This window comes from Xenorhabdus aichiensis, assembly GCF_028598775.1.
In the GTDB taxonomy this organism is placed as follows: Bacteria; Pseudomonadota; Gammaproteobacteria; order Enterobacterales; family Enterobacteriaceae; genus Xenorhabdus; species Xenorhabdus bovienii.
Genome location: NZ_JAQRFO010000004.1, coordinates 93,290 through 114,219, shown reverse-complemented (window position 1 = coordinate 114,219; position 20,930 = coordinate 93,290). Strand labels below are relative to the sequence as shown.

The 20,930-nt window shown below is 44.6% G+C and carries 11 protein-coding genes and 5 pseudogenes; 7 read left to right on the top strand and 9 right to left on the bottom strand.

Annotated features, from left to right (window positions below):
• Window positions 1-50: 50 nt before the first annotated feature.
• The 4 genes and pseudogenes from rpoZ to recG all read left to right on the top strand — a co-directional run bounded on the left by rpoZ (window position 51) and on the right by recG (window position 4,713).
• Window positions 51-326 (top strand): DNA-directed RNA polymerase subunit omega, encoded by a 276-nt coding sequence (gene rpoZ, locus PSI22_RS03505; protein ID WP_038189891.1) that lies wholly within the window; start codon window positions 51-53, stop codon window positions 324-326.
• 18 nt (window positions 327-344) lie between these two features.
• A complete protein-coding gene (spoT, locus tag PSI22_RS03500) occupies window positions 345-2,453 on the top strand; it encodes a bifunctional GTP diphosphokinase/guanosine-3',5'-bis pyrophosphate 3'-pyrophosphohydrolase (protein ID WP_038250147.1) in 2,109 nt (702 codons plus the stop codon).
• Window positions 2,454-2,609: pseudogene (locus PSI22_RS03495) on the top strand (tRNA (guanosine(18)-2'-O)-methyltransferase TrmH); the annotation flags it as partial.
• Window positions 2,610-2,631: 22 nt separating this feature from the next.
• Window positions 2,632-4,713, top strand: a complete 2,082-nt coding sequence (gene recG, locus PSI22_RS03490; RefSeq protein WP_273578606.1) for an ATP-dependent DNA helicase RecG — start codon at window positions 2,632-2,634, stop codon at window positions 4,711-4,713.
• Between the two features lie 122 nt (window positions 4,714-4,835).
• On the opposite strand, the gene gltS is transcribed toward recG, so the two are convergent.
• Entirely contained in the window at window positions 4,836-6,050 is a 1,215-nt protein-coding gene (gene gltS / locus PSI22_RS03485; RefSeq protein WP_273578605.1) for a sodium/glutamate symporter, read from the bottom strand.
• 242 nt (window positions 6,051-6,292) lie between these two features.
• Between gltS and PSI22_RS03480 the strand changes: the two genes are divergently transcribed.
• Together PSI22_RS03480 and PSI22_RS03475 are read left to right on the top strand one after the other, a co-directional pair.
• Window positions 6,293-7,678, top strand: coding sequence for a nucleobase:cation symporter-2 family protein (locus PSI22_RS03480; RefSeq protein ID WP_273578604.1), 1,386 nt, complete (start codon window positions 6,293-6,295; stop codon window positions 7,676-7,678).
• Between the two features lie 203 nt (window positions 7,679-7,881).
• Entirely contained in the window at window positions 7,882-9,693 is a 1,812-nt protein-coding gene (locus PSI22_RS03475) for an AsmA family protein (protein ID WP_273578603.1), read from the top strand.
• On the opposite strand, the gene fabY is transcribed toward PSI22_RS03475, so the two are convergent.
• The 7 genes and pseudogenes from fabY to PSI22_RS03435 all read right to left on the bottom strand — a co-directional run.
• The gene (fabY, locus tag PSI22_RS03470) at window positions 9,683-10,600 is read right to left on the bottom strand and encodes a fatty acid biosynthesis protein FabY (RefSeq protein ID WP_273578602.1); all 918 of its coding nucleotides are present in this window, start codon (window positions 10,598-10,600) and stop codon (window positions 9,683-9,685) included. The two genes, PSI22_RS03475 and fabY, sit on opposite strands and share 11 nt — an antisense overlap.
• Before the next feature lie 114 nt (window positions 10,601-10,714).
• Entirely contained in the window at window positions 10,715-11,152 is a 438-nt protein-coding gene (gene dtd, locus PSI22_RS03465) for a D-aminoacyl-tRNA deacylase (RefSeq protein ID WP_273578601.1), read from the bottom strand.
• 82 nt (window positions 11,153-11,234) lie between these two features.
• The gene (gene yihX, locus PSI22_RS03460) at window positions 11,235-11,852 is read right to left on the bottom strand and encodes a glucose-1-phosphatase (RefSeq protein WP_273578600.1); all 618 of its coding nucleotides are present in this window, start codon (window positions 11,850-11,852) and stop codon (window positions 11,235-11,237) included.
• A gap of 254 nt (window positions 11,853-12,106) precedes the next feature.
• Window positions 12,107-13,930 (bottom strand): ribosome-dependent GTPase TypA, encoded by a 1,824-nt coding sequence (typA, locus tag PSI22_RS03455; RefSeq protein ID WP_038250125.1) that lies wholly within the window; start codon window positions 13,928-13,930, stop codon window positions 12,107-12,109.
• A gap of 1,141 nt (window positions 13,931-15,071) precedes the next feature.
• Window positions 15,072-15,275: pseudogene (locus tag PSI22_RS03450) on the bottom strand (DDE-type integrase/transposase/recombinase); the annotation flags it as partial.
• Window positions 15,276-15,584: 309 nt separating this feature from the next.
• Window positions 15,585-19,379 (bottom strand): inverse autotransporter beta domain-containing protein, encoded by a 3,795-nt coding sequence (locus PSI22_RS03440; protein WP_273578599.1) that lies wholly within the window; start codon window positions 19,377-19,379, stop codon window positions 15,585-15,587.
• A 252-nt stretch (window positions 19,380-19,631) separates the two neighbouring features.
• Window positions 19,632-19,823, bottom strand: a pseudogene (locus PSI22_RS03435) (IS6 family transposase); the annotation flags it as partial.
• A 22-nt stretch (window positions 19,824-19,845) separates the two neighbouring features.
• Between PSI22_RS03435 and PSI22_RS03430 the strand changes: the two are divergent.
• Window positions 19,846-20,186 (top strand): annotated as a pseudogene (locus PSI22_RS03430) (transposase); the annotation flags it as partial.
• Between the two features lie 263 nt (window positions 20,187-20,449).
• On the opposite strand, the pseudogene PSI22_RS03425 reads toward PSI22_RS03430, so the two are convergent.
• Window positions 20,450-20,876, bottom strand: a pseudogene (locus tag PSI22_RS03425) (IS6 family transposase); the annotation flags it as partial.
• Between the last annotated feature and the right edge of the window lie 54 nt (window positions 20,877-20,930).

Genomic DNA, 20,930 nt, shown 5'->3' with positions numbered 1-20,930 from the left:
AGTTTCAGTATTATGCCCAGTCATTTATTTATCTGTGGAGTAGCACACATATGGCACGCGTAACTGTTCAAGACGCAGTAGAAAAAATTGGTAACCGTTTTGACCTGGTGTTGGTCGCGGCTCGCCGAGCACGCCAATTGCAATCAGGCGGTAAAGATCCTCTCGTAGCAGAAGAAAACGATAAGATGACTGTTATCGCTCTGCGTGAAATCGAACAAGGCCTCATCAACAATAAAATTCTTGATGTTCGTGAGCGTCAGGAGCAACAAGAACAAGATGCCGCAGAAATTAAAGCGGTTTCTGTCATCGCTGAAGGTCGTCGCTAATTTTACGGTAGGTCTGCCTTGTACCTGTTTGAAAGCCTGAATCAGCTTGTTCTCAAATATTTGCCTGAAGATCAGATAGTTCTACTGAAACAGGCCTATGTTGTTGCGCGGGATGCCCACGAAGGGCAAACCCGCTCCAGTGGTGAGCCATATATTACTCACCCTGTCGCTGTTTCCTGTATTCTGGCCGAAATGCGTCTTGACCATGAGACACTCATGGCAGCACTTCTGCATGATGTGATTGAAGATACGCCAGCGACATTTCAGGATATCGAACAGCTATTCGGCACAGCTGTCGCCGGGTTGGTGGAAGGTGTCTCCAAACTGGATAAGCTGAACTTCCGTAACAAGAAGGAAGCACAGGCTGAAAACTTCCGCAAAATGATCATGGCAATGGTGCAGGACATCCGCGTCATTCTGATCAAACTGGCAGACCGTACACACAATATGCGAACCCTTGGCTCCCTGCGCCCTGACAAACGGCGGCGCATCGCCAGGGAAACGCTGGAAATCTACAGCCCACTGGCTCACCGTCTGGGTATTCATCACCTGAAAACGGAGCTGGAGGAGCTTGGGTTTGAAGCACTGCACCCTAACCGTTACCGTGTGATTAAAGAGGTTGTTAAAGCTGCTCGCGGCAATCGCAAAGAGATGATCCAGAAAATTCTGTCGGAAATTGAAGGCAGATTAACGGACGCTGGCATCCAATGCACCGTTAGTGGACGGGAAAAACACCTCTACTCTATTTATCGCAAGATGCACCTGAAAGAACAGCGTTTTCACTCCATCATGGATATTTACGCCTTTCGCGTCATCGTCAACAATCTTGATACCTGCTATCGCGTATTGGGGCAAATGCACAGCCTGTATAAACCTCGCCCCGGCAGAGTGAAAGATTATATTGCCATCCCCAAAGCCAACGGCTACCAATCCCTGCATACCTCTCTTATCGGCCCACACGGCGTCCCTGTTGAAGTCCAGATCCGTACTGAAGATATGGATCAGATGGCAGAAATGGGGGTTGCGGCACACTGGGCATATAAAGTGCAGGGCGAATCAGGCACTACAGCTCAAATCCGCGCCCAACGCTGGATGCAGAGCCTGCTGGAGCTTCAGCAAAGTGCGGGAAGTTCTTTTGAATTTATTGAAAGCGTTAAATCTGATTTATTTCCCGATGAGATTTACGTTTTTACGCCAGAAGGGCGGATTGTTGAATTACCGGCGGGGGCAAGCCCGGTTGACTTCGCCTATGCCGTCCATACCGATATCGGCCATGCCTGCGTTGGAGCACGTGTTGATCGCCAACCTTATCCACTGTCGCAAACACTTAGCAGTGGGCAGACCGTTGAAATTATTACAGCGCCGGGTGCACGCCCGAATGCAGCATGGCTGAACTTTGTCGTCAGTTCCAAAGCGCGCGCCAAAATCCGCCAGCTATTGAAAAATCTTAAACGGGATGATTCGATTGGACTGGGGCGTCGTCTGCTCAATCATGCGCTTGGCAACGGAAAGAAAATTACCGATATTCCGCAGGAAAGTATCACCAAAGAGCTGGTAAGAATGAAACTTGCCACATTGGATGATTTGCTGGCTGAAATTGGGCTGGGTAATGCTATGAGCGTGGTTGTTGCACGGAATTTACTGGGTGCAACAGAAAAGATCCCAAACAACAGCAATAGCACCCGTAAACTGCCCATCAAAGGTGCTGACGGCATTTTGATTACCTTTGCAAAGTGCTGTCGTCCAATTCCTGGCGACCCGATCATTTCTCATATCAGCCCGGGAAAAGGTCTGGTTATTCACCACGAATCCTGCCGTAATATCCGTGGATACCAGAAAGAGCCGGAAAAATTCATGCCTGTTGAATGGGATAAAGATGTCAACAGCGATTTTATCGCCGAAATTAAAGTTGATATGTTTAACCATCAAGGCGCACTGGCGAATCTGACAGCGGCCATCAACGATGCTAACTCCAGCATTCAGAGCATGAATACGGAGGAAAAAGATGGTCGCGTTTATTGTGCTTTCATCAGGCTGACGACCCAAGACCGTATTCAGTTGGCGAATATTATGCGTAAGATACGCGTTATGCCAGATGTGATGCGAGTCAGCCGTAACCGAAACTAAAGGTTACTTTTCGAAGGGGGATATCCCGTATTGGCGGCAGTTTCACGCTGTAAGGGGCTGGAACAGCCACTGATTGATCAGCAGGGGCAAATCATCGCAAGTGAATCATGGTGGGCAGCAATGCAGGCAACGACTGCACCATCAACAGGGAAATAAATCACACCGACGGAGAAATCGCATGAAAGGCCGACTACTTGATGCTATCCCCTTAACCACCTTGCGTGGGGTTGGAGCCAGCCAGGTCACTAAGCTCGCCAAATTAGGGCTGGTCAATCTACAGGACTTGCTGCTACATCTGCCTCTCCGTTATGAGGATCAAACCCGTCTGTATTCCATCAATGACTTACTGCCCGGTGTTTATGCCACCGTGACGGGTGAGGTCTTGCGTACCCATGTCACTTTTGGGCGTCGTCGCATCATGACCTGCCAAATCACTGATGGAACCGGTGTATTGACCCTGCGCTTTTTCAATTTCACCGCCGCCATGAAGAATAATTTAGCAGAAGGGAAGCACATCATTGCCTATGGTGAAATCCGGCGCGGGAATCAGGGGCCTGAGATTATTCATCCCGAATATAAAACCCAGCAACACGCTGAACGCGTTCAGTTGCAGGATACATTAACTCCCATCTATCCCACGACCGAGGGAGTGCGTCAGACAACACTGCGTAAGTTAATCGAGCAGGCGCTGGAACTTCTTGATACCTGTGTCATTAACGAGTTATTGCCGGAAGAGTTTAGCCGCAAGATTATCAGCCTTCCTAACGCACTGCATACTTTGCATCGTCCCCCGCCGGATGTTTCGCTGACTGATTTGGATAATAGCCGACACCCCGCTCAACGCCGGCTGATTCTGGAAGAGTTGCTGGCGCACCATTTAAGTATGCTGGCGGTCAGAGCCGGTGCTCAACGCTTTCATGCCCAGCCGCTCACCGCAGATAATGCTTTAAAACAGCAGCTTCTGAGCCAATTGCCCTTTGTTCCGACAGGTGCACAGGCACGAGTAGTGGCAGAAATAGAGCAAGACTTGGAAAAAAACGTTCCGATGATGCGTTTGATACAAGGGGATGTCGGTTCTGGCAAAACGCTGGTAGCCGCACTGGCCGCTTTACGGGCGCTCGTTCACGGTAAGCAAGTCGCATTGATGGCACCCACTGAACTGCTTGCTGAACAACATGCCAATACTTTCCGTCAATGGTTTGAACCACTTGGCATTCAAGTGGGCTGGCTGGCTGGCAAGCAAAAGGGCAAAGCGCGTCAGGCACAGCAGGAAGCCATCGCAAACGGTCAAGTGAGTATGGTAGTCGGTACGCATGCGATGTTTCAAGAGCAGGTCAAATTCGCAGGTCTGGCACTGGTTATCATCGACGAACAACACCGGTTTGGTGTTCACCAGCGCCTTGCATTATGGGAGAAGGGGCGTGAACAAGGCTTCCACCCTCATCAGTTGATCATGACCGCCACACCGATTCCACGTACCTTGGCAATGACGGCTTATGCCGATCTGGATACTTCGATCATTGATGAACTGCCGCCGGGGCGAACGCCAGTAACAACTGTTGCCATTCCAGATACCCGCAGAAATGAAATTATCCAGCGCATCAAAAGTGCCTGTTTAGATGAAGGACGTCAGGCTTATTGGGTATGTACTCTCATCGAGGATTCTGAAGTTCTGGAAGCGCAGGCCGCTCAAGCCACCAGCGAAGAACTGGCTCTGATATTGCCCGATCTGAAAATCGGTCTGGTACACGGGAGAATGAAACCCGCAGAAAAACAGACCATTATGGATGCCTTCAAACGGGGAGAGTTGCAGTTATTGGTTGCTACCACGGTCATTGAAGTCGGTGTTGATGTCCCCAATGCCAGCCTGATGATCATCGATAACCCTGAACGGCTGGGGCTGGCTCAATTGCACCAGCTTCGTGGACGAGTGGGCCGAGGAGCAGTAGCTTCACATTGTGTCCTGCTGTATAAAACCCCGCTGACTAACACTGCGAGAATGCGCCTGCAAGTTCTGCGCGACAGTAACGATGGTTTTGTGATTGCCCAAAAAGATTTGGAAATCCGGGGGCCGGGTGAATTGCTTGGCACTCGTCAAACGGGCAATGCTGAATTCAGGATCGCCGATTTACTGCGGGATCAGGGAATGCTGCCTGAAGTTCAGCGCATCTCCGGCTATATCCATCAGCATTATCCGGAACATGCCAAGGCACTGATTGAGCGCTGGCTGCCTGATCGCTCACAATATAGTCATGCCTGATATCGACACCCAAGGCACCAGCAAGACCAAGATACCCGCAGCAATGTAAGCAAAAAAATGCCGCTGAATATTTCAGCGGCATTTTTAGCCAAGCTATCTGGCAAGATCAAAAAAGTGTCAAATTAAACTGCTACAGATGGGAATATCGGTAACAACAGATAAATTTTGATAACGGCAGCGTTAACTATATCAATGAAGAACGCACCTACCATCGGCACGAGAAGGAAAGCCATGTGTGATGGCCCAAATCGATCCGTAATCGCCTGCATGTTTGCGATAGCCGTTGGTGTCGCTCCTAGGCCAAAACCACAGTGACCAGCCGACAGAATCGAAGCATCGTAATTCTTACCCATCACGCGGTAAGTCACGAAAATCGCATACAATGCCATCACCACCGACTGCACCGCGAGGATCACCAAAATTGGCAATGCAAGTGAAGACAACTGCCACAATTTCAGGCTCATCAACGCCATAGCCAGGAACAGTGACAGGCTGACATTACCCAGTACCGACACCGCTCGGTCAAATACTCGATAAAAACCAAGTAGCGATAGGCCATTACTCAGGATTACCCCAACAAACAATACGCATACAAATGTGGGCAATTCAAACATCGTATGTACTAACTGTTTCTCAATATAACTCCCCGCCAACAAACAGATAGAGATTAAGGCAATAGTTTCCAGCATGACCAATGGCGTGATAAGGCGGCCAGTATAAGGCTTCTCGAATGCAGTTGGGATTTCTGTATCATCAGCGCCTAAGTCCGGCGTTTGGGTATTTTTTACCAACAAACGGGCGACCGGGCCACCAATCAACCCCCCCAATATCAAGCCGAATGTCGCACAGGCCATTGCGACTTCTGTCGCATTCTCAAAACCATAGCGTTCAGAGAATAATTTACCCCAGGCAGCTCCCGTTCCGTGTCCACCTGAAAGCGTGATGGAGCCAGCCAACAACCCCATTAATGGGTCAAGACCAAGCATTTTCGCCAGCGCAATCCCCACTGTATTCTGCACCAGCAACAGCCCAACCACGACAAAGACAAAGATTATCAGGAATTTCCCGCCTGCTTTCAGGCTGGCAAGGTTAGCGTTCAAACCGATTGTGGCAAAAAACGTCAACATGAGAGGCTCTTGGAGAGATAAATCGAAACTCACTTCCCAACCTATGAACTGTTTAATCACTAGCAAAATGACAGCGATTAATAATCCACCTGCGACCGGCTCAGGGATAGTATATTTCTCAAGAAATGGAACTGATTGTACGAGTTTTCTTCCTAGTAGCAAAACCAGTGTGGCAGCAACGAGCGTGCCATAAGTATCCAGATGATACATCTACGTACCTCATCTATTGTTAAAATTATGTGAATTTAATGCGACGTTATAATCATCCTATAAAAACGCCAAGAGCAGGTAAGGGGAGGATTAGAAAAAAAATTACTGATAAACACAAGTTAAAAAATTTAAAAGTGTGACTAAATCAAGTTGTTATTCATTATAAAAATTCAGCGCAAACGATTGCCTTAATAAGGCAGATCATTAAAATAGGTTTTTTTGTCCATCCGGAATTTCACATCATGGTTACCTCAACCCGTGAACACTCTGCATCAGAAGCGCCCGAAAAATCAGGCAGCGAATTGATTTACCGTCTAGAAGATAAACCGCCGCTTCTACACGCACTGTTTGCGGCCAGCCAGCATCTGCTGGCAATGTTTGTTGCCGTTATCACGCCCGCCATGTTGATCTGTCAGGCTCTGGGGCTTCCCGAACAGGATACACAACGCATTATCAGCATGTCCCTGTTCGCATCAGGAGTAGCATCGCTTATCCAGATCCGCTCCTGGGGGCCTGTCGGCTCTGGCTTGCTTTCCATTCAGGGAACCAGTTTTAATTTTGTTGCACCACTGATCATGGGCGGGCTGGCTCTTAAAAATGGAGGAGCAGATATCCCAACCATGATGGCCGCTCTGTTTGGTACGCTGATGGTGGCGGCAATAACCGAAGTGCTGCTGTCCCGCGTGCTGCATCTGGCTAGAAAAATCATTACGCCGCTGGTTTCCGGTATTGTCGTGATGATTATCGGCCTGTCGCTGATCCAAGTCGGGTTGACTTCCATCGGCGGCGGTTACTCTGCCATTCAAAACGGTACGTTTGGTGCGCCTGAAAATCTGCTGCTGGCAGGAACCGTTCTTGCCGTTATCGTGCTACTGAATCGCCAGCGCAATCCCTACCTGCGAGTTGCCTCTCTGGTCATTGCTATGGCGGTAGGCTATCTGGTGGCCTGGTACATGGGGATGCTGCCTCATGCGACACCTAGAACAGACACACCAATCATCACTGTTCCCTCTCCGCTCTATTACGGACTGTCTTTTGACTGGAATCTACTGATCCCCCTTATCCTGATTTTTATGGTGACGTCGTTGGAAACCATCGGCGATATTACAGCGACCTCCGATGTTTCAGAACAGCCAGTCAGTGGCCCGTTATATATGAAACGCATCAAGGGGGGTGTACTGGCAAATGGCCTCAATTCAATAGTTTCCGCCGTATTCAATACGTTTCCGAACTCCTGTTTTGGTCAGAACAATGGTGTGATACAACTGACCGGCGTTGCCAGCCGCCATGTTGGTTACATTATCGCTTCTATGCTGATCCTGTTGGGGTTGTTCCCCGCCGTAGCCGGATTTGTACAACATATTCCTGAACCCGTGTTAGGGGGCGCCACCATTGTCATGTTTGGTACTATCGCCGCATCCGGTGTCAGAATTGTCTCCCGCGAGCCACTGAACCGCCGCGCCATTATGATCATCGCGTTGTCGCTGGCCGTTGGTTTGGGCGTATCCCAACAACCCTTGATTTTACAGTTTGCACCTGAGTGGGTGAAAAATCTGCTATCTTCCGGCATTGCCGCTGGCGGGCTGACTGCAATTCTTCTAAACCTGATTTTTCCGCAGGAAAAATAGCGGCCGGATTTTCATTCCTCTAATTTCCTCTCCCGCTTTTTCAGTGGGAGTTTTTTCACTTTGTTTGCGTAACCCCTCGCAATATCAACATGAGTTTCTTCAGAAACACACTGATTGATTATCAATCCACCCCATCCTATTGTGTGAATATCCGTTTTACGGCATAAAGAGTCTTTATCAGGAGGTCATACTGAGGTGAGATCATGAAGTGGTTAAGGAAATTTTTTGTTACTCTTTTGCTGTTGCTGATTTTGGCAATTATCGTCATTTATATCGTTGTCCAGACGCACTGGGGAACCAAACAATTAAACCAATGGCTCAACAAACAAGGCCACTATAAGATCAGCATTGAAAGCATCAGTCACAGCTGGCTACAACCTGCAACATTGACGCTCAACAACGTGAATATCCATGATCAGCAAAGCGTTTTCTCACTCAATGCCAATACCGTTAATCTGGATCTCAAATGGCAACACTTGCTGACACCGCGTAACCTCCACCGTCTGACATTGCAACAAGGGAAACTGATACTAGCAAGCGATCAATTGCCCCCCCTCTTGCAAGCAGACATTCTGCAACTAAACCAGATGAATATTCAGTTAGAAACCCCCCATACACAAATCCAAGGAGAAAATATCACGGGTGGCATCACCCCTTGGATGCCTGCCGCAGGAAGCCCGTTTGGCAATGGGCAGTATCAGTTTAGTGCCAGTACCATGCGTTTCAACGGTATTCCCTTTGAAAAGATTATCATGCAGGGCAGCTACCAGAATAAGACTCTGACTATCGACACTTTTGGTGCGGCATTTCTGCAAGGGGCTATCTCTGGGGATGGCCGGCAATTATCTGACGGCAGCTGGCGCTGGAATAATCTCCTGATCAGCAATATACGCTGGCAATCACCGATGACATTGAGCACGTTGCAAGAAAAAACCCGTCATCTTCCGGCCATTCATGTTAAAGACCTCAATATCACCAATGCCAAGTTACAAGGCAAAAATTGGTCTGTCGATTACCTGGATACCACCATCAAAAATCTGGGGCTGGTGAATGGGAGCTGGGAAGCTAAAGATGGGCTGATTGATTTCAATGTCATGAATATGGCATTCAATAACGCTCAGTTCAGCAACACACTGGGGCAACTCCATTTTTCTGGTGATACTTTTACTGTCGCTCATCTGACGACCCACTACCAAAAAGGGTTATTCAACATCCAATCCGAGTGGGATCGCAAAAACCGTCAACTGACGTTCAGTAACAGCTCAGTAACCGGGCTAGTTTATGACCTGCCACCCACATGGCGAAACGATATCAAAAACGCCGTACCGGGGTGGATTTCAGGGCTGAAATTAAATGATATCAGCGTCAATAATACTCTGCTGATTGATGTTAATCCGGATTTCCCATTTCAGCTCACCACTCTCTCAGGCCATGTAGATACCATGAATATCCTGAAAAACGGCAGGTGGGGATTATGGGAGGGTCAAGCATCCTTGCAGGCGGCCAGTGGAACATTTAATAAAATTGAAATAACTCGTCCCTATCTGCAATTACACGCTATAGATGACAAGCTAACAATTGATAAACTAAGCGCCTTCAACGGTCATGGATTACTACAAGCTAGCGGTTCAGCTGAACAGCAAACCGCCCAAAAACCTTTTGCGCTTAATTTCAAGGGCATGAATGCAGATTTGGGCATCCTGCCACGATGGGGTTGGATACCACTCACTATTCAGGGTGAAGGAAATTTTTCCCTCGCCATAACAGGCAATCTCTCTGCTGATGATATTAAAGGCACCATCAATGGCACACTGACTGCTGAAGATAAATCATCAAACAAAGATTCACAGTCCATTGCACAGGGGCTAATTTTAAGCCGTAGCTGCTCTCCAGCTGGAGCCGTAGGTGGCGCTACAATAGCGCCTTCAACGGAAACTCATACAGCAGAGACAGGTAATACAAGCGCAGAAAGTGAAACTGCCGAGAGTAAAACCTGCCCCAAAATTAAACTGTAATAGGGCGTTCGACAGGCAGCACGAGATAAGTGCCGGTGAACACGCTACCAACGCCCTGTTCACCGCTGACCTGTACTTCCAGTTTAACCCGTGCCTTATTGCCACGGGCAAGACGAGCCAAATCACCGCTCATGTTATTGAAATCAGCGACCGCACTGGGGCGCCCCGTAATGGGCTGTCTGTAACGGATATTGGCATCGACCAGAATAATGTCACCCCCCAGCTGGCGTTCCTGTAACAACAGCCAGATCAGCCCCCATGCTGTCAGTGTGGCCTGCGAAAACAGGCTACCCGCAAAAATAGTATGATGCGGGTTCTGATTCCCCGCCTCTGGCATTGTTGTAATAAAGCGTTGCCCAGTATATTGGGTAATACGTACCCCCATCTTTTCGCTCAGAGGGATATGTTTATACCATGCCTGCTGCAACTCTGCGCACCAGTCCGGACGATGCAGAATATCATCAAGACTTATGATAGGCTTGATCATCAGGAAATGGTTAATGGGAGACGTTCTGGCACCATTGATCAAACCCCGATTTTTAAATCCCAATTTATTAAAAAAATCAACAGCATTTTCCCGTGCACTGCAAACAATCCGTTTCACGCCTTCTTGTCTGGCAACTGATTCCAATGCCATCGCAATCAATGTTCCCAGCCCTTTCTGCTGCACATTGGGATGAACAGCCAGAAAACGAATAGCACCTTCACTGTCTGCATTGATATATAAGCGCCCAACAGCAACCGGATTACCGTGTTCATCCACCACCATTTGATGATGAGCCATCGAATCGTAGCCATCTTTTTCTGAACCGATAGGCTGATGAAGCGGCTTGCGCAGCATCTCCCAACGAAATTGATAATAGGTTTCCAGCTCTTGTTCTGTTTGAGGTACTCTCAGATGGTACATAGGAACAACCCCCTTCTTTATGCGTGTTGTCATGTGTAGTCAGGAGAGCGCATGCAGCAAACGATGAGTTTTTTTATTGTTATACCAGTCACTCTGTTGAAGTGTGTCTGCACATCATACCTGTAACCAAAAAGTCACCGGCCCATCATTTGTCAGACTCACTTTCATGTCTGCGGCAAATTGCCCCGTTTCTGTTTCTACACCAGTTACACGGCACTGTTCAACAAAATAGCGATAAAGTTCATCTGCTTTTTGCGGTTCAGCACCGCCAGAAAAACTCGGTCTTAAACCTTTTTGGGTATCTGCAGCCAAGGTAAATTGGGAAACGACCAGCAAACTACCATTAGCCTGCTGAACATTCAGATTCATTTTTCCCTGCTCATCACTGAATACCCGATACCCCATTACTTTTTCACATAAACGCTGCGCTTTTTGCTGGTTATCTTCTTTCTCAACGCCGAGTAAAACCAGCAGCCCCTGCTCAATTTCCCCAATAGTTTCATCCTCAACAACCACCTTCGCCTGTGCTACGCGCTGAATTAATGCGATCATTTTTTTGTCTGTTATCCATGTCACCCTTGCCCAAAACGGGCAAGGAAAGTGGGGTAAACCGCCTCGGCAAGGGCAGAAGAAGTTACGTTTCTGTGGGAAGGGAGAAATCATGTGCCTTAAAGTAATCAGGGATCACGTTCCTGTCAGTCACATGAATAGCATTGATGCCTATTTTTCTTGCAGCTTCAACATTTGCCAAAACATCATCAAAAAATACAGCCTGTCCAGCGGTCACACCTTCTGCTCCAAGCACATATTTAAAAATGTCAGAATTCGGTTTGCGCATGCCCAGATCTTGGGATAAATAAAGGAAATCTGTAGATGCTGCAATCTCAGGGTAATGATGTGGCCAGTAATCAAGATGCAGGCGGTTTGTATTTGACAGTACAACAACACGATGTCCCTGTTCACGCAATTTATTCATCAGTTCAATGACACCCTGTCTGACATCAATAAAGAGCGCATACCAGCCTTCCGTGAACTGTTCAAAACTGAGCGAGACCTCCATTTCATCGCACAACACATCTGCAAACTCAGCATCCGTTATTTGCCCACATTCATGTTGCTCAAAAGCCTCTCCCATTGAAAATCGTGTGGTCAATGTTGCCAGTGGTGTTCCACTCAGGTTACTCCAGACAGCCAGTACTCTTTTAAAATCAATATCAATAATCACGTTACCCATATCGAAAATATACAGCATAATCCCTCCTGACTGACGATTATCGTTTTGTACTTTTATCATAATTTTGTTAAGAAAAAAGAGTGAAATGATAAAAAACAGACAAATTACGCTTTTGATTAAGAGTTGTTGAAAAAGTTAACAATTTTTTGAATGGAGGTACAGGCAGGTTATTGGCGGGGCTATCAATCTGAATAAACGTCAAAAGAACTCAGAGTGCCGAAGCACTCTAAGCTATTCATACGCAATTTGCACACAGCTAAATAGAAGTGAAATTACACTTCTTTGCCGCGATTTGCGCGACGGCGATCATTTTCAGTCAAATGACGTTTACGCAGACGAATCGACTGCGGAGTCACTTCAACCAGTTCGTCATCATCGATAAATTCCAGCGCCTGCTCCAGTGTTTTCTTGAGATATGGAGACAGTGTCGTTGCTTCATCCGTTCCTGATGCACGAACGTTGGTCAGTTTTTTACCTGTCAGGCAGTTCACGGTCAGGTCATTGGAGCGAGAGTGAATACCGATAATCTGGCCTTCATAAACTTCCGTACCGTGACCGAGGAACAGCTTACCGCGATCCTGCAAACTATACAGTGCGTAAGCAACCGCTTTACCCTGACCGTTAGAAATCATCACACCGTTTTGACGGCGACCGATTTCACCCGGACGAATATCATCATAATGACTGAATGTCGCATACAGCAGACCCGTACCGGAAGTCATGGTCATGAACTCTGTACGGAAACCGATCAAACCACGGCTTGGAATAGAGTAATCCAGACGCACGCGACCCTTGCCATCTGGCAGCATGTCACGCAGTTCGCCCTTACGCTCACCCAGAGCCTGCATCACATCACCCTGATGTTGCTCTTCGATATCCAGTGTGACCTGCTCGAATGGTTCCTGCTTACGGCCATCGATTTCACGGTAAATGACTTTTGGACGGGAAACGCCCATCTCAAAGCCTTCACGACGCATGTTTTCAATCAGGACGGACAGGTGCAGTTCACCGCGACCTGCAACGCGGAATGCATCCGGATCTTCGGTTTCTTCAACACGCAGTGCCACGTTGTGTACCAGTTCTTTTCTCAGACGATCAAGGATCTGGCGAGAAGTCACGTATTTACCTTCACGACCACAGAAAGGTGAGGTGTTTACGCAGAAGTACATGCTGACAGTAGGCTCATCAACCGCCAGTGCTGGCAAGGCTTCAACGGCACTGGTATCACACAGCGTATCAGAGATGCTCAACTCGCCCAGACCGGTAATCGCGATGATGTCGCCGGCTTCCGCCTGAGCAGATTCAATGCGATCCAAACCCAGATGACTGAAGACTTTACCGACTTTACCGTTACGGGTTTTGCCTTCACTGTCAACGATGGTGATGTTCTGGTTTGGTTTTACAGTGCCACGCTTAATACTGCCAATGCCGATAACCCCAACATAGTTGTTGTAGTCCAACTGCGAGATTTGCATCTGGAATGTGCCATCCAGATCAACTTTAGGCGGCTCAACGTGATCAACAATCGCCTGATACAGCGGGGTCATGTCTTCCGCCATGTCAGTGTGTTCGTTACCCGCAATACCCATCAGTGCAGAAGCATAAACGATCGGAAAGTCCAGTTGCTCATCAGTTGCACCCAGGTTGACGAACAGGTCAAATACCTGATCGACGACCCAGTCAGGACGTGCGCCAGGACGGTCAACTTTGTTGATGACAACGATAGGCTTCAGACCGTGGGCAAAGGCTTTCTGGGTTACAAAGCGAGTTTGTGGCATCGGGCCATCCATCGCATCAACCAGCAGCAGCACACTGTCAACCATTGACATCACACGCTCTACTTCACCACCAAAGTCGGCGTGGCCTGGGGTGTCTACGATGTTGATACGGTAATCATTCCATTTAATGGCAGTGTTTTTTGCAAGAATGGTGATGCCACGCTCTTTTTCCAGATCATTGGAATCCATTACACGCTCAGTCGTTGCTGCGCGTTCGCCAAATGTACCAGACTGCTGCAAGAGTTTATCAACCAGCGTGGTTTTGCCATGGTCGACGTGAGCGATGATGGCGATATTTCTTAAGTTATTAATTGACAAGTATTTTTACCATTTTAACTATTTGAGAAAATATTAAACGGATACAGCGTGCAGAACGCAACGCGCATTCATCTAACACAAATATGCTGTTATTTTACACGTTATATCTACAGAGTGAAATAAATGTGAAGCTCATCACCCTAGAAGTTTGTCTGTACAGGAAGAGATACCATGATGAGAGGATGTAATCAGTACATCTAGAACGTCAACAAGATACAGTTCTGCGGTGGGCTTAATGATACCTGCTCTGTTTGACCTTTGCACCACTAGATTTTTTTCTATTGCAATAACTAATTAAAATCAACTAAATAATTAATTTAAGATATTATTATTCCAATCGGTTTTTATAAGAAATAATAATATTATAAATAGGGATAGTGAGAATATTTTTTGTGGTTTACAGGGTTATTTATGTGTCTTTGTACGAGTTAATACCGATGCCATCAATAAAATATGATTTAATATAATTTTACTTATTAAAACTGAATAAATAGGGAAGAAATTTTTAGATTACAGTAGTGATAACTTATTTTAATTAGTCATTAAATAGATTTATATTTATAGTGTTTTCATTCTTTTGAAGATCCAATCACATTTATATAAACACGAATACCAAGAGGGCTAATTTATTATGAGCAAAAGAAAATAACTATTCGATCCGATTTTATCTCAATCTGGAAAGAATGATTTAAAATAAAGAAATAAAAGAATGTTATTAATAAATGATATTTTTACATAAATTATTTTTATTCAAATATAGTAATGGAGTAGATATAGCAACCACTAAACAAAAAACCCTTATGCGGGGAGACCCCCCTCCACATGGCATAGTATATTGGGATGGAGTGCAGAATTATAACGACGGCCCAGTGTTCGAGGAATTTATAGCTCTCAAAGATGTGGTTCAAATAACTTGCTCAGCTAATGTATCTGCGGCATTACGTCAAGATGGTACCGTATTAAACTTGGCAAAATGCTGAACCTAGTCGCGTTAACTTTATATCCCAACCTGAAATGAAGAATGTAAAAGCCATCTACGCAACAGGGACAGCATTTCTTGCTCTGACAGCAGATACCTGGGGGGGGGGGGTTCTGTCGCATTAACGGCGAGTTTATCAGTCGCATCCGGTGTGATTGTTTTTTACATAGTCAGTCGATAAAACAGCTCTGCTGGCGATAAATTCTCGCCTTCATTTTGAAGACATTGTCCTTTACTCAGCATGATGGCTCACTCTATCCCCATCAGCAACGTTTGTGCCCCGCAGAACGATTTAAATCCCAGCATCGGGCGTATCCGACGTTTAACATAGCTATGGTCTTGCTCAATGAGGTTATTCAGGTATTTTGCCGGATTTCAATCACCTGCTGAGGCGATTCTCCGCATTGAGGAGGGTGACCATAGATTTATGCTCTCCATCTGCATCCCCCGCCCCGTTCAGCCATCATTTCTCGATATTACGCAAGCTCAGCGCGTAGACCCGCGAACACACTGAGCGATGATATCAACAGGATAATGCAGGTGTTTGAACGCTTCTCGAGTCGGGGACATCGTCAGTTCAACCAATAAAAAATGCCATATTATCCAAACAGGGTTTAATGCGACAGAACCCACCAATCAACAACGGTCAAAAATTTCACTTATTATGTGGACTCATCAATTAATTGGATTTTTTTGGTTTGTTTCACAAATTAATAATCCACTTGCATTTATCTCTGTATTTATTTTGTCAGTAGTAGGATTGAAAATTACGTATTTATTCGGTCCATCATTTAGTTTATATTGAATTGTTTTTGAGTCGGCCTGAGTTTGTTCTGGATGGAAAAACCCCCAATCATTAAGGTTCTTAAATTCATTAGATAATGCAGTTATACCGCCAATAGAAGAGCTAACATCCTGTACAGAAAAAGTGCTAAATTCACCGTATCCAGCAGAACCAGGAGGAGTATTAGAAAGTTCACATATCGCGGGACTATCAGCAGTATGATAACCATATAGATTAATTTGATTAGCACTCCCCGTATCATTTGGAAGTAAAGGATATTTTTTTATATTTATTTTATATTCATATAGGTAAATTCTTCCATCATTTTTATTTATTGTTGCCTTTAATGTTGCGCTGCCTGGAGCAAAAAAATTTATCGGCCCTTTGTTATTTTCTCCTAAAGATAATAAAGGTTCAAAAATTGGTTTTTGATCACTGGCACTATATATAACTTCAGGCTGATTGAAATTTTTCTCTGGCTCGTGGGGATCTCTCAGCTCTGCATTTAACGATGGAAAATAATTATAAGGATGTGGTTCCTGAAAGATTATATTCTTGTTTTCATTATACTGATTATAAACAAACAGTACTGCTTGTTTAGGCATTGGAGTAAAATTCACCAAATTAGCAGAATCCTTACGCTTGGGTTCACCACTGGGTAATTCACTCGGTATTGTCAATGTCACTTTGATAAATGTCTTTTCGATATCCTTTTCATTACCAACTCCAACATTACTGTCTAATGTTGCATATAAATATCCATCACCATCTGTTTTTAGTGATATTGTTTCAGGTTTAGGTAAGTATTTATTGTCGATTTGTGTCTGGTTGCGTGTCCATTCCACACCATTAAATGTATGATTTGCAATTTTTTCTTGGTCTTTACTTCCTTTCTTTGTAATCAATGCTCTGTATTTGTATTTGTCAGCACCATTACCAAGCAGCGGTTTTTGGGGATCAAATGGTTTTTCAATACCATCGACCACAACCTTATGGACTTCAACACTGGTAATATCAAAATCCACAGGCGGAGATTTAAAATTAATTGAATCTATGCACTTATGCGTTGTTGGGGATTGAGGAGCATCAACAATAGTCAGACATACTTCAGCAGCTGTAACAGCAGATGTATCCTTTGTACTTGTTAATTCTGCGTTTAATGTTCCATCGGATACAGCAGTTACTTGTCCTGAGGGCGATAAAGATAGACCCGCCTTTTCAGCATCTGTTGGTGATTTAATACTCCACTCAAATGGAATAGTGCTTCCACTATAATAGTGAGTTTTATCTTTACGATCAGCACCAAATACGGTGGCTATAAATTTATATGACTCTCCGGGGGGAATTGTTCCATTTGGTGTCTCAGGGCTTAACACTATGTTATCAATTGATGGCCAGTTGAAAACCAAATCTGTTTGCGAGGGCAGAGAACCATTAATAGCAGCTTTGACTGTAACTACTTGTTCCACACTGCTGCTAAATGTTGCCTCTGAATTACCAGCAGTATAATTTGTTGTAACTTTATTACGCTGAGGAGCATCAAAATCCCACGTTATTGGCAGATTTTTCGGTGAATTTTTATCGTTACTTGTTGCTGTAACAGTATATGTTTCACCAACCAATATGGGTCCTGAAGGTGAATAACTTAGCAAAGTTTCTGCCGGTTCGAAAGAAACTGCGCCAGCTGGTTTTTCTGGATGCCCTTCAATCGAAAGAGTCACAGTAACATTATTTACGGGTTCAGAACTCGTCAATGTTGCGATCAATTGCCCTTCACTATCGGTTTTATCACCGTTAGGTATTAATTTTAATTTAAAAGGCGAAATCTCTTTATGATCGCGATCCCACTTTATATCGGCGATTGATGTATTTGGTGGGACTGGATTCTTGCCATCTAAAACAACAGCTTTATAGGTATAAGCCTGAATCCCATCTGCTGTTAGAGATGTTTTCATATTGTTTGGTGATGAAATTTTTATTTCACCTAATTGAAAACGTGAAGTATCTTCTCCAAAACTCACCGTTCCTACTTGCGTTTTAGGCATTCCATCCATTTGCAGGAATACTTTCACATCTTTAATGGGCTTAGTACTGGTTAAAGCTGCTTGTAATTGCCCTTTCTCATTGGTTTTTGATATTTTTTCAGGTTTACCCCACTGTAATCCTGATTCTTCGCCAATTTCTGGCTCAGTTGTCCATTGAACATTATCAAGGGTAACCTGAGCTAAAGGCTGGTTACCTACGGCATCGTAGGTTATGACGGGAGTAAAGAGATAAGTTTTTTTACCATCAGCAGGTAATGTTTCTATAGGACTGACTTCTTTTTCTTTTACTACAAATGGCCTGACAATTAAGGTCATTATTCCATTATTAGACGCTGTTTTTACGGTACTATTTTCAAATATACTGAAATTAATAGGATAATTATTTGTCTCGCTATGACTAAGTTGATATGTAGGGAATGTAATGAAAACTTGGTTTCCCTTAACATTTATCTTCCCGCCGTCTTTGATAAATTCTTTATTATATTGTAATTCAACTTTATTATCAGGATTATTTGTAGTCGATATTTTTTTTTCTTCATGGCTATAACCAATTAAAGACTGGGGTATAGAAAGTTGAATAGTGGATTGTTTTATATGATCAAGCACAATATTATTATTTCTTTCCACTAAATCATAACGGCTTCCTGTCAATGTACGCATTGAAGCCACATTTTCTGGCGATAATTGCGCACTGAGAGGCACCCCCAGTTTATAATTGAAATTAGCTAAAAACTGCGTTTCAGTATGACCGCTTTCGCCCTGTTTATAATCCACACCCATTGTTATCAGTGGAATTGGGGTATAAGTTAAACCTAATTTAGCCAGGCTTGGGTTTTTCTGTCTGGTATTGCGATTAAATAAGGTAACGTTATCACCGAAATATTGTTCGTATGTCAGTTTCGCACCTAGATTGGGGTAGGCGGGCAGGAAAAATTCGCCGTTAATGTCATATCCATTTGCTGGGCGTTCATGATAATTCTTAAAATTCCGTGATTTTTGTAATTCACTCAATCGATAATAGGCATTGGCGGAGAGTTTGATATAGTCGCCCCAAATTTCGCCTCCCAAACCTAAACGCTGATTATTTCCCGTCAGGTCATGATCATAAAAAGTATTCATGCCATACATCCAGTTTTGATAGAAATAGCGTCCACCTAAGCCAACATTTATGGTATTACGACTGTCTTTGTTACGATAGCCTAATTGAGAGAAGAGCAGCCAGTCTGCTTTACTGTCGTAAAGTGGCAGCAATAAATCGAGGGAGTTGTTTTCCAGCGTTCCCTTTTTATCCAGACCAAAATTGATTCTGGCAGTACCAAACTGTGATAACCATTTTTTAGCTTCGGAAGAGACAGTACTGTTGAATTTTCCCAAAGTATAGGATTTAGCTTGCTCTGCTAAATCCGAAGGAGAAGATGATAGGATATTGCCTACTGTTTGAATATTTCTGGCGATTAAATTTTTGACATCAGATTCTGAAGTATCATTGGTATTCTCATTAATTTTTTTTTTACTTGATTCACTAATAAAAATGTCTACGTTATCTTTACCATCTGCAAAGGCATTCATCAGTATAGAAAGCATAACCAATGCACAAATAAAGATAAAAAAACCAATGAATTTACGAATGTATGATGACATATATAGGCACCCAAAAATACATCAAATTATAATTAACAGCCTGATTTTATACTGAATCAGTAAAAAATCAGGCTATTCTTCTAATCTTCTAATCTTCTATATTAGAAAATATTTTTATTATTGCAATGAAAGATAATTATCAATTGATAACTAAAAGTTATCTTATGGGTATGGTGATTTATCTAAAACGCTATTTTTAAGGTTCTGTCGCATTAGCAGAGAGATCTCGAGCGAAAATATTTTGATTTATTTTTATGCCGTTAGTTGATAGAAATAGGCCTCCGGTGAAATTGGATATTCTGGTTCTTGCGGGTATTGCCCTTTGCGCAACATGTAAACCCGTTCAATCCCGGCTAATACGGTCTGAGCCCGCCTAAAGTTTTTGAACCTCAGAATAGGGCGTGTTCGCCTGCAATGATCCTGTTCAATCAGGTTATTGAGATACAAGATGGCCTCCCCCTATCCTGTTGCGATACCTGCTGTTGGGTCAATAACCGCGAGCGCACTCTCTGCACAATTAGGTAACGGTAAGCAATATGCGCGCAGCCGGGATTTTGCGGCCTCAGGCGGGAGAAATCCCCTCTTGGGGATCAGCAAGCGAGAGACAAAAATTTGCGCTGGTTACGGGTTCAATGTGCCAGAGTGTTTATCCAAAACATTGCGCCTCTGTCGGGAAAATTAGCCGATTGGGTCAAAATGCAGCTAACAAGAAAACATTCCTGTGTTGCGTGCTGCGCATTGGCAAACAAACTGGCCAGAATAGCCTGGGCTATTATCACACAACAGACCGTAGTTGAAAGGTCATAAATGAAACAGTTTTAAATAATAATTCTATTTTTATTCAATAAGTTACCATCCGGTTTTAAGAAGACTGATTCTTGATGACATGAACGGCAAATCGATCCGATAAAAACTAAGCTAAATAATGAATTAATGAAGTCGTGATACTTTTAAGATCCATCGGGTGCGGAACTCATCATGGCGCGGGCATTTTTACCCCTATTGATGCCGGGTAGATTTAAGCAAACCAACAAGAGATCAAAATCAGTATTGCAAAAATGGGGGAGACCATAGATATTTTGCCGGATATTGAGCTGCTTATCCTTCGGTTTTCCCTGATTTAACTCGTCTAGCGCGGCTTTGTTGGTGCCACTCTTATCCCGATAGGCGGTCAACAAAAAATCAACCGTATTGCCGTCTGAGTCTACAGCACGGTAAAGGTAACGCCATTGTCCTTTGATTTTGATATCGGTTTCATCCATTCGCCACCGACGCCCAATGGCGGGCTTGCTCCGCCGATAACGTTTGCCCATCAACGGAATCCGACGATGAACCCAGCGGCAGAGCGTAGAATGATCGACGGTTATCCCTCGCTCAGGCCATCATTTCTTCCAGATTACGCAAGCTCAGAACGTAGGTCAGAGACCAGCGAACACACTAAGCGATGATATCAACAGGATAATGGAGGCGTTTAAACGCATTTCGGATCAGGGACATCACTCTGGACTCGCTCAAAAACAGGGGAACTTACCTGATGACCACTTAATGCGA